Raw genomic sequence first — 11,490 nt, forward strand, 5'->3', positions numbered from 1 at the left:
TTAAGACGTAGCGGGGTGCAATCCCTTGATATTATGAGTTCTTGGAGAATTGTGTACTCGCAATCAGCAGGGAATTTTTTTTCATGGTAAGATTGCCTTGACTTGGTAATACTCAAAGAGTCCAAACACATTGCAAACCTTAATTCCATGAGCCATGTTCTTGTCAGCACTTGCAGGTAAATATAGATTGAGATTAAAGCAAGGCTGTCCACCTAGGGATAGGGATTTCCTCAGGGGTAACAATAAGCTTGAAATGGAGATAGGGTTTAGGGTTTAGGTTTTAGGTGATGGGGAAATCCGAGCTTTTCATATTGCAATCTGTGAATAACCTCAAAGTGATCAGACCTTTGAGTAGTACGTGATTTACCTCAGATGTAATCTAACGCTCAAAGGCTAATTAAAACTTATTTCTCCCTCACCCCAGTCATAATTTTATCCTTGTTGTCACCCGTTAAGAAGGATTTCACATCTTGTACCACAAGATTATTGAGCAAATCAGAGTTTGAATACAGTATGGCTGTGAATAATTTCAATGTGTAACTGGAGGTAAATTGAATATTCAGAAACTGAAACGGGAATGGTTCTCAAACGTGAGAGCTGATGTTCTAGCGGGAGCAGTGGTAGGACTAGCTTTAATCCCAGAAGCGATCGCCTTTTCGATTATTGCCGGTGTTGATCCTAAGGTGGGATTATATGCTTCCTTTATTATTGCGATTATGACCGCCTTTTTGGGCGGAAGACCAGGGTCAATTTCCGCAGCAACTGGAGCAATGGCTCTGCTGATGATTGATTTGGTGAAGGAACATGGTTTGCAGTACCTATTAGCAACCACTTTCTTGACAGGAATTATCCAAGTATTGTTTGGTATCTTTAAACTGGGTCGGCAAATGAAGTATGTGCCCAGAGCGGTGATGTTGGGATACATCAATGCTTTGGCTGTGCTAATTTTTATGGCACAATTACCACAATTGCTCGGTAAACCGACCATGGTATATATTTTAACTGCTATCTCCTTGGCAATTATTTATATCCTTCCCCGGTTTACCAAAGTTGTCCCCTCCCCTTTGGTAACTTTAGCAGTGATGACACTGGCTGCGATCGCCCTGAAATTAGAAGTGCCCACCGTTGGGGATATGGGAGCCTTACCGACAGCACCACCTGTATTTGCTTTGCCGCAAATACCCTTCACCTGGGAAACATTACAAATTATTTTCCCTTATTCTTTGACATTAGCAATTGTAGGTTTATTGGCTTCCTTCCTTACCGCTTCCTTGGTAGATGAACTTACCGATACCCCCAGTGATAAAAACCAAGAAGCCAAAGGTCAAGGCATCGCCAATATAATCACTGCTTTTTTTGGCGGTATGGCGGGTTGTGGCATGATTGGACAATCGGTAATTAATGTTCAATCTGGGGGTAGGGGTCGCTTATCCACCTTGTGTGCTGGCATATTTCTCCTATTTGCCATTTTGGCGCTGCAAGATTGGGTGAAACAAATGCCTATGGCTGCCCTGGTTGCCATTATGATTATGGTATCTATTGGCACATTTCGCTGGTCATCCTTTAAGGATATTCCCAGAATTCCCTGGAATGAGACCCTGGTCATGTTAGCTACCATGTTTGTGACCATTTTTACCCGCAATTTTGCCTTGGGTGTAGCAACAGGGATTATTATGAGTGCGGTATTCTTTAGCCGTAAAATTGCCAAATTGGTGTTTGTGGAGCGGATATTAAGTGAAGATGGGAGTCATTGCACCTATCTAGTTAGAGGACAAATTTTCTTTTTATCGAAGGAAGAATTTTTTGACTCCTTTGATTTTGAGGAAGTAGTCGATCGCGTCACCATTGACTTAACCAATGCTCATTTGTGGGATCAGGGAGCAGTAGCAATACTAGATAGAATTGTCCTCAAATTCCGTCGTAATGGAGCGGATGTGGAATTGTTGGGATTAAATGAAGCTAGTGCCACATTAGTGGAAAAATTGGGTGTTCACAACCAGCCTGAATCTCTGAGAAAATAGAATATTACTAACAGAAATGATTTACCATGAAACAAATTTTATTATGTACAGATGGCTCAATTTTTGCCCAGAGTAGCTATCAATATGGGGCATGGTTGGCGACGCGATTAGACGCGAGGGTGGATGTATTATATGTTTCTGATGCCCGCAGTCAAGCAACCGCCGAAGCAAGTAATTTTAGTGGTAGTATCGGTGTCGATGCTTCAGATGTGCTACTCAAACAACTAGTGGCATTGGAACATGAAAAAGCCAAACTGAATCATCAACGGGCAAAGTTAATTTTACAGGACGCAGAAGCAGTACTAACCCGTGGGGGTGTGACAAAAGTGCAGGTAATGCATAAAACGGGTTTTTTGGTTGATTTTTTACCCGAGTTAGAATCAGAAGTTGATTTAATTATCTTGGGGAAACGGGGGGAAGCAGCAGAATTCGCCTCTGGACATTTAGGGGCAAATCTGGAGCGGATTTTGCGTTCTAGTCGTAAACCTTGTCTTGTTACCTCCCGTCAATATCGGCCAATTGAGAGATTGTTACTAGCTTATGATGGTAGTAAAAGCTGCGAGAGAATGCTGCAATTTCTAATTGATTCTCCTGCTTTTAAAGGTTTAGAATTACATATCATTACTGTTGCTAAAAATGCAGAGGATAGAACAGCAAATTCCCGACTTGAGCGAGGCAAACAACAGGCACATATAGGAGGATTTGAGCCATTATGTTCCTTAATGCAAGGTAATCCAGAAACAATTATTGCTCAATATGTAAAGGAAAACAATATTAATTTACTACTGATGGGTGCTTATGGACACAGCCGCATTCGTCATTTAGTGATTGGTAGTACCACAGCTCAAATTCTCCGCAGTAGCAATATTCCCGTATTGGTATTTCGTTGATCAGCGATCGCTTATCTGTTTAGTGAGCATAGCCTACGGTGGGTAGTTTGTGCGATTACAACCAGTGTTTTGTATGAGCAAAGAATCTTACCTGTTATGATACTCGAAGGGTTGCTAGTCCCCGGTGATTTCCACTAAACGCTCACCGGTTCGTAAAATTTCTAATGCTTCTGGCAAAGTCGAACTCAAAATTTCTTGCAACCTAGCATTTGAAGTATTCCCACAAGTCAGCCAGATAATTTGTGGTGGTGTTCCCATACGCTCAACCAGATCAACAAAGTCGCTATCTTTTGTCATCAAGATAACTCCTTGAGCTTTGGCTGCTGCAAATATTTCAGCATCTTCAGCATCTCTCAAACCAAGATCCCGTAAAGCGAATGCTGTTATCCCAAAAGTATTGGTAATCCAAACTGCAATTGCAGGTGATAGGTGGGCATCTACCCAGATGATCATGCTACCAACACTGGATGATTGAGCTTACGTGATGCATACAGAAGTGCAGCTTTCAAATCATCTGCTTCCAAGTCAGGCATTTCTGATAAAATTTCCTCAGCACTCAGTCCAGCAGCAAATAAATCCAGTACATCGGACACCCGAATTCTCATCCCTCGGATACAGGGACGACCTCCACATTGTTTGGGATTGATAGTAATTCTTTCGAGTAAGTCTGACATATGGTTTTACTCCAATGTAAGCTCTATTTTACCATTCCTTGAAGAGTGGGATTGTATTGTAAGGTTTACCAAGATTCAAGTACATGGTAAAGCATCCCCCAAGCGATCGCTTATCTGTTTTGTGAGCATCGCTTACCGTGGGTATTTTACGCAATTACAACCAGTGTTTTGTATGATCAAAGAATCTTACCTGTCGTCAAACGGCTTGAGGGATTTGCTTGATTGATTGATTTATTTATTGTAGTACTGGAAGAGATGTAATTATTTTAAGCTGGTCTTTCTAGAAGTTCGCCTTGATGTGAGACATCTGGGATAAGTATAAATTTTTCCAGTCTGCTTCACCGAAATTTTTGCCCTGTTGGAAAGTTCACTAAATCTCAGTATGGGAATCAATAATGTCCTTCAATTTGTCAATGTTATCGTCGCTACTAAACTTGTTGAGCTTCTTCCTAAAAGATAACCAATAGGGTTGTATAGAACTGCTAGTTTCTAAAGATTCTTTAAAGAGAGAACAAAAAACGCTGGGACAATAAAACGAGTTATAAATTTGACTATTTTCACAAAATGCTTCTAAAACAGTTTCCCATTGTTCAGAAGTTAACAGATCAGAAATATCTCTTAAAAGATCAGCATTAAAATTTGCATTTTTAAATGAACCTGATTGTTTAAATTTATCTACAATAACTATTGTATTTTTTCTTGAAAGTGAATTAAATAGTTGCTCAAATAGCTGATTATAAGTAAGTTCCTTTTTGATATCAATTAATTTTTCAAAAGGCATATCATCCATAAGTTTCATCATATGATATTGAAATTTATTCATTATCTCTTCTCTATCTCTTCGAGTTGTACACTGAAGAGCTTCAAGCATTTCACTTAAATTCGACTCATGTATCCTTATCTTTAGAATTGGTTCAACTAGTTCATTCAATGATTTATCTTGCCGTCTAATTTCTAATAAATTTTCTAATGAAGCGTCTTTTATTTTTTCATTCAAATGTGGCATTATTTTATCATTTAATGGATCATTGCCATCTAATCTCATTGCAATTAGATCGTCCAAATCAGCTTGGGAAATATTCTCTTCTAGTAAAGGTCTTATAAAATCATGAATTGATTTATCTTGCAACTCTTTTTCACAAAAGTCTTTGAGCAAAATAAGTTCTTGCAAAGAAAGTTGCAGCTTTTTAATAACGGAATCTCTCAAAAATCCTAAACGTGCAGCATGGAGTAGTACATTAACGTTTTCGTAAGAGATTTTCTTTCTTGAATTAAAGATAGCAAGCTTTTCAATGAAAGTCATTGCTTTTAACTCACATGGTGTATCAATCTTATCCCAAGCTTTAACATTTCCAAGATAAATAATTACTTTGTTCCAGTTGGCATCAGTTACTTTTCCAAGAATTATATTGGATAAACGTTCATTCAATATCTCTCTTGTTTCTTGAGGATACAGACTGGCGATAGCATTTAGTGCAGAAAATTGCCGCATTCTCTCATCTTCTTCTGAGCTTTCGTCTGTCAAGAGACTGACAGTCAAGCCAAGAACTATATCTTTAATCAAGATAAAACGTGCGCGAGCTAAAGGGCTTTTTTGAAAATATTGGGTTGCAAGCTCCTGATCTATAGGAAAATATTCTGATTTAATATCTTGAAAAATCCTGTCACGAGCAGAACGCCCTTGAACTGGTGGACGTTGTAAAAGGTACATTACTGCACTTCTCAAATGGCAACGTGCCAACTCTGCTGTAGCCTCAAAAGGTTCCTCTAAAGATGCCATAGACGGATGAGCGCACAGGCTTCTATCTTCAAATAATCTTTCAATCTGTGGCTTCTCTGGATGCGAAATTAGTTCAAATTTTTCAAGTGCCCATGTTGGTATATCCTTTTCAAATAGCCACAAATCTTTTACTTTCTTTTCTATACTTAATTTCTCAAATTTTTGCAGAAGATTGGTTGCTTCAGTATTTCCTAAAAGTTGTAGTTCTCTCAGTTTATGAAGAAAATCAAATACAACTGCATTCCAAGTTGCGACTATACAAGAGCGGTATGCTCCAGCGCGATAGCAAGCAACAGCTTCTTGAATAAACTTTTTGGCTAGCTTGTCTCTGCAATACGCTATTAATTCATCCAGATCAACAAATGCTTCATTCATAACTTCAGTAGTAAATTAGACAGGAGGCACTTTAGCGATATAGTAACGCACTAACGGAATATCATATTCGCTATGGTGGTTATGGTGGGATTGGTTATCACCTGAACAAAGAATAAAATATCGGAAACCTCCAAAAAACCTGTAACCATTTGCTCAATCAATATAACTGGTCAATCAGTAGCAAACACTTACTTAATTAGCTTAATTACAAGTTCTAGCATCTTAGAAAATTGCGAAATTGATTACAAATTAGGAAAAAGCTCTACAGTTTGAATTACTCACATGAGGTGATGTTTTGAGGGTGAGTAGTTAGTGCGATCGCAATTTTATTTCATAATCATTTTTCAGCGATAACCAACATTTCAAAATCTTCAGTTGTCAACTTGTCATTTCTGGAAAATGCTCCCAGCTTCGCTCCAAATATATTAATTTCTTTATATCCGAGGGATTTTAATAACCAATTAATTTCACTGGGGACGTAATATCTTTCATTGCATTCAAGAGTCTTTTTATTTCCAGAATCGTCTTCAATTTCAATAACATCGTAGTGTCGAAATGTCATTAAATCAAATCTATTGCTTCGATATGATGCATTGCCTTCTTTTAGGTTTGCAGCGCAAAACTTTTCCACAGAATGATGCAGTGGGAATAATCCATTTAAAGTTGTAAATATGAATTTACCGTTTTCTTTGAGTGACTTTGTTACACAATTAAGTATTTCATAATTCATTTCATCTGTTTCCATCAATGAAAATCCACCTTCACAAAGCATTATGGCAACGTCAAATTCATTGTTAAATGGAAGATTTCTTGCGTCTTGTTGCTGAAAATCAATCTTTAAATTGAAACTTTCTGCTTTTTGCTTCGCTCTAGTAAGTTGAGCTTCCGATAGGTCAATTCCGGTAACAGTATATCCCCTGTTTGATAACTCAATTATATGTCTGCCAGTTCCGCATCCAACGTCTAATATTTTTAATGACTTATTAAAATTTATCTCCTTTTCAAGGAAATCGCATTCACCAACAGTACCCTGTGTGAAATTTTCATTATCATATTTTAATGCGTAATTTTCAAAAAGAGATTCATACCATTGTTTTGTCATTATCTCACTCCTTGATGTTTCCTTTATGCCCTTGGGAGCATCCCATTTTTTATTTAGTGAAATAGTCTAAGTATATTATATTCACAGCCTGAATTTTCTGGCTGATGCTGAATACTATTTCTGCGATCGCAACATCACCGACAACTATCACCAGATTTCCTATATCGTCCAATCTTCTGTCAATAAACCTATAACCTGATTGAAGCACTCAGATTTTGTGTCAACAAGATTAAATTACGAGAGATAGCGATCGCTGCAATTCTTAAATCCATCGTTGATACAGGAAATTGCTGTCCTCGTAGTTCATCAAAAATTGCGATCGCTTCAGCATCAAATGGTAAAATAGGAGCAGTTCTAAAGCCCTGAATGATTGTCTATTAATCGGGTTTATCTGCGAACTATATCGTTATTTGTCTACAATCTTTATTAGAACAATGGTGAACACATGGCGGATATAGTTGATATTGCTGTTGGTGCTGGTTCTTTTAATACTTTAGTCCAGGCTGTACAAGCTGCTGACTTAGTAGAAACATTAAAAAGTCCTGGCCCTTTTACTGTTTTTGCACCCAATGATGAGGCTTTTGCAAAATTACCCCCAGGGACGATTCAAACTCTAGTACAAAATATTCCCCAGTTAACAAGAATTCTCACATATCATGTGGTACCGGGTAAATTAGTGCAGTCTGATTTAGCAAAATTGGGAACCGTAACTTCTGTGGAAGGTTCTGCTATTAAAATTGATTGTTCCGATGGATTTGAAGTTAAAAATTCTACTGTTTTAGCAGCAGACATTGAAGCTGATAATGGCGTGATTCACGTAATTGATACGGTAATTCTGATGGGTTAATTGGTAATTGGTAAATGGTATTTTTTCACCATTTACCAACTAACCTCAACTATGAAATTTAAAAATGTTCTTACTTGACTTGTTGCTAATATGTTTATATGTATGAAGTTATCTATGCACATATTGGTTAGGATAGTATTGTTTGACTAAATAACTCTCAATTATCAACTATCAACTGTCAACTGAAAAACGTCCTAACTTGGCTGGCTATAGCGATATCTCCCATCCATAACTTAACCATGAATCAACTGAAAACCCACCTCTCCCTCGCTGATTTTTTCGCACTTCCTGAAGGAGATATAATCTACGAACTAATTGATGGAGAAGCTGTCCCCAAATTCAAACATGATGAAGAAATGTCACCAAAATTTTTTCATAGTTCCGTAACAGGTGCATTGTTTGTACTATTATCTTTCTGGGCAAATGAAAAGGGACGAGTTGTGATTGAGTGGGCAATTAAACTAACACGAAATCAACAAGAATGGGTTCCTGTACCGGATTTGATATATATTTCTTATAATCGTCTTCCTATAAATTGGTTACAAGATGAGGCTTGTCCTGTTGCACCAGAATTAGTAATTGAAATTATTTCTCCTGGTCAAACTTTTGGAGAGATGACGGAAAAAGCAACTGATTACATTAAAGCAGGAGTTCTCAGAGTTTGGATTATCGATACTAAAGCAAAAACTATTACAATTTTTTACCCGGATTCTCTCCCTCAAACTAAACGTAGTCAGGATAATTTAAAAGATTCCCTATTTGTAGGACTAGAAATTACGCCAGAAAAAATTTTTCAACAAGCTGGGATTATTTAATTGAGAATCTAAGCTATTGCGTATTTAATTTGTATATTGGACGCGGGCAAGATGCCCGTACTACAATGATTAAACATTGAAGTATCTTGGTAATTATTTTTTACCAAGACATTGATAACTGATACTAACGATAATCCGGTCGTTGAATATCCCGCAAACGTGCAGCCTTATTTATCCCATATTCCGGACGAGAAAAACGATTTAACTGTGCTTCAAAAAATTCTCGATTTGCTTGTAAATGTTTGGGATTGGGGTCATCTAAAGGATATAAAAGTGCGGTGCGTAAAGCTTGAATGACAGCAGAAGTTACATTATACATTGACCTTTGGAAACTAATCCCCAACTGAATCAACATATCATCTTCACGGCGACAATATTGCTGATAATAATCTACTAAATATTGGGGCAAAAAATGCAACATATCTTGCATTAATAATGTGGGGGGAATCCCAGCAGTACCTACAGGGAAAACATCAGCGTATAGGATACCATAATGGAAATCTTTCTGATCCTCTGGTACTTGTTGCGCTTGAGCATTGTAAGATTTTGTACCACGGAAGGGAGCGGTACGATAGAATATGGCTTCTACATAAGGTAATGCAGCTTCATATAACCAGGTAAAACCCTTGGATTTGGGGATAATTTCGTAACATTCACCCCTGATATAAACATGATGATAAATTGGTCGTCCAGCGATCGCAAATATACCATTAACTAAGAAATTCATGGCATCGGGGACACCTGGGAATCCTCCTTCATCATAGATATCCGACATTTCAAAGAATACTGGTGCCATGACTTCCCAAAACAGTCCCAGGTTAGAATAGTAGGATAGCTGGCGTACTTGTTCTAGGAACATATCTGGAAATAATTTATACATTCCCAGCATGGCGGGGTTGCCCTGGAAATATGCTTTAATGGCTTTATCGGCGTTAGCTTTGTATTCTTCGCTATCTAGATAAGCATCAAATTTATTGACAGGGGCGTACATATTACGGTGCCACAACATTGCCCGCATACAAGCTTCAGCAAATTCCATGTTAATTCTGTCATGGAATAAGTGGTGGAAAAGCTTGGGCATTTTGCTGGTTTCGCCTCTTTCTATGAATGCTAATAATTCTGGATGAGCTGTTGCTTCTCCGCGCCAAATTCTTAAGTCGGCATCATCCCCAGCATAATGGTTGTGTCTGTCTAAGTATTCTGGGGAGATAAAGTATTTGAAGAAGGGAAAGGGGTTGAGGAATACTTGTTCGGCGATGTAAAGTAAATCCCGCCAGTAGAAGTCCATCGGTACGGCATATGCTTTGTAGATACCGATGATTTGCATCAGGTTTTCGGGGGTATCTGGTAGCATGGAACCCCCCGCTTCTAAGCGATGGATAACATCAGCAAATTCGTGGGTGGACGGGGGAATTTTGGTTGATGGTTTTTCTGGTATTTCAATCATGGGAGGAAGGAGTAAAAAAGCAGGGGAGCAGGTAAGCCACTGCGTTGCGCGGGTTCCCCGCGTTGTAGCAAGTGGCGCAACCCGAAGGGGAGCAGGGAGCAGAGGGAATAAAGGTACTAGTAGTCCAACATACCAACTTTGCTGGGTAGGAGGAGAGGGGGAAGTGTGGGGAGAAAATAACTTTTTCTTCTCATTATTAATCAGGCATAGTTCCCTTGGTGGAATTAATCAGGCATAGTTCCCTTGGTGGAGTATTGGGTGGAGTTCAAAACTTGGATAATTTATTTCTTGGAGTTCCCTAAAATGAGCTATTTCCATGCTATTTGGGGAGTAGCAACTTTTTCTGTGGTTGTTATAGCTGCTACCATAGCCGTGGTTGTGGGTTCACTCCAACGTACTAACCATGTAGGTTGGATGCCCAAGAAAAGGATGAATGCTGCAAGGATGAATGCTGGCATTTTCTCGTGCCACAATACTTGGGGATAATAAGCGAGGTTGTTATCAAGTTTACCAAAGCAAGTGCGGTTGAGCAGGATGACGAAGTAAACGGCAGTTAATCCCGTAGCAATGACACATAATAAGGTAGGGATGGGAAACACAGAAAAGCTGCCTTGAAAAACAATAAATTCGGCGATAAAGCCTGTCATTCCCGGAATACCAGCACTAGCCATTCCCCCTACAATTAGTAAAGCGCTGGTTAGGGGTAAACCCCGTACAGGACTCATTAAACCATTGAGCTTGTCCAATTCTCTCGTTCCTACTTTGGCTTCTACAACTCCTACTAAGTGGAAGAGAATGGCAAGAATGATACCGTGGCTGAACATTTGGGCGACTGCACCCACAAGAGCTAGGGGTGTACTAGCGGCGGCTGCGAGGAGGATATAACCCATATGACCGATGGAACTATATGCTACCATGCGCTTGATATCTTTTTGAGCGATCGCAACTACTGCGCCGTAGATGGCACTAATTGCGCCCCAAGTTGCTAGGGTAGGGGCAATACTACTCCAAGTTTCGGGAAATAATGCCATGCCAAATCTTAATACGCCGTAGGTTCCTAGTTTGGCTAATACCCCACCTAGAAGGATGGCTATGGGTGTGGATGCTTCTACATAGGCATCTGGTAGCCAGGTATGTAAGGGAACCAAGGGAATTTTAATCCCAAAGCCGAGGATGATTCCTGCTAAGAGAATTATTTGTAAGGTATTAGCAATGGTTTGGGTAGAGATTGCATCTAAATCAAAGCTAGAGGAACCAGTTAGCCAAACTATACCCAGGAAGCTGGCGAGAATTAAAGCACCGGAGACAGCAGTGTAAATTAGAAATTTGATACCTGCATAGCTTCTTTTTTCACCTCCCCAAATGGAAATCAGCAGATAAAAGGGAATTAATTCTAATTCATAGAATAGAAAGAAAAGCAGTAAGTTTTGTGATGTAAATGCACCGGCGACCCCTCCACTAACTAATAAAATTAGGGAGTAAAATAACCGGGGACGTTCTGTTTGTTGGCTACTACTATAAATGGCAATCCAGGTAAGT

10 protein-coding genes are annotated in these 11,490 nt (G+C 39.0%); 4 read left to right on the plus strand and 6 right to left on the minus strand.

What is annotated here, in order from left to right:
* Positions 1-551 precede the first annotated feature (551 nt).
* Both CALSC_RS21125 and CALSC_RS21130 read left to right on the plus strand, forming a co-directional pair.
* The gene (locus CALSC_RS21125; protein ID WP_088243239.1) at positions 552-2,021 is read left to right on the plus strand and encodes a SulP family inorganic anion transporter; all 1,470 of its coding nucleotides are present in this window, start codon (positions 552-554) and stop codon (positions 2,019-2,021) included.
* Positions 2,022-2,047: 26 nt separating this feature from the next.
* Complete coding sequence (locus CALSC_RS21130; protein WP_088243240.1) at positions 2,048-2,911, plus strand: universal stress protein; 864 nt, start codon at positions 2,048-2,050, stop codon at positions 2,909-2,911.
* 114 nt (positions 2,912-3,025) lie between these two features.
* Here CALSC_RS21130 and CALSC_RS21135 read toward each other — a convergent pair whose 3' ends face one another.
* The 4 genes from CALSC_RS21135 to CALSC_RS21150 form a co-directional block, all read right to left on the minus strand.
* Positions 3,026-3,364, minus strand: a complete 339-nt coding sequence (locus CALSC_RS21135; RefSeq protein ID WP_088243241.1) for a DUF5615 family PIN-like protein — start codon at positions 3,362-3,364, stop codon at positions 3,026-3,028.
* On the minus strand, positions 3,361-3,585 hold the full coding sequence (locus tag CALSC_RS21140) for a DUF433 domain-containing protein (RefSeq protein WP_088243242.1): 225 nt from the start codon (positions 3,583-3,585) through the stop codon (positions 3,361-3,363). The genes CALSC_RS21135 and CALSC_RS21140 overlap by 4 nt, the downstream gene beginning before the upstream one ends.
* A 370-nt stretch (positions 3,586-3,955) precedes the next feature.
* On the minus strand, positions 3,956-5,740 hold the full coding sequence (locus tag CALSC_RS21145) for a hypothetical protein (protein ID WP_088243243.1): 1,785 nt from the start codon (positions 5,738-5,740) through the stop codon (positions 3,956-3,958).
* A gap of 337 nt (positions 5,741-6,077) precedes the next feature.
* Positions 6,078-6,842 (minus strand): class I SAM-dependent methyltransferase, encoded by a 765-nt coding sequence (locus tag CALSC_RS21150; RefSeq protein WP_088243244.1) that lies wholly within the window; start codon positions 6,840-6,842, stop codon positions 6,078-6,080.
* Positions 6,843-7,287: 445 nt separating this feature from the next.
* Here CALSC_RS21150 and CALSC_RS21155 point away from each other — a divergent pair, with 445 nt between their 5' ends.
* Together CALSC_RS21155 and CALSC_RS21160 are read left to right on the plus strand one after the other, a co-directional pair.
* Entirely contained in the window at positions 7,288-7,689 is a 402-nt protein-coding gene (locus CALSC_RS21155; RefSeq protein ID WP_088243245.1) for a fasciclin domain-containing protein, read from the plus strand.
* A gap of 239 nt (positions 7,690-7,928) precedes the next feature.
* On the plus strand, positions 7,929-8,504 hold the full coding sequence (locus CALSC_RS21160; RefSeq protein ID WP_088243246.1) for a Uma2 family endonuclease: 576 nt from the start codon (positions 7,929-7,931) through the stop codon (positions 8,502-8,504).
* A 124-nt stretch (positions 8,505-8,628) separates the two neighbouring features.
* Here CALSC_RS21160 and CALSC_RS21165 read toward each other — a convergent pair whose 3' ends face one another.
* Positions 8,629-9,951: a CO2 hydration protein gene (locus CALSC_RS21165; protein ID WP_088243247.1), complete on the minus strand. Its 1,323-nt coding sequence runs from the start codon at positions 9,949-9,951 to the stop codon at positions 8,629-8,631.
* Positions 9,952-10,259: 308 nt separating this feature from the next.
* The coding region (locus CALSC_RS21175; RefSeq protein ID WP_088243249.1) for an NADH-quinone oxidoreductase subunit M at positions 10,260-11,490 on the minus strand (1,231 nt) is incomplete at its 5' end.

This window comes from Calothrix rhizosoleniae SC01, from assembly GCF_900185595.1.
GTDB classification, from domain to species: Bacteria; Cyanobacteriota; Cyanobacteriia; order Cyanobacteriales; family Nostocaceae; genus Calothrix_A; species Calothrix_A rhizosoleniae.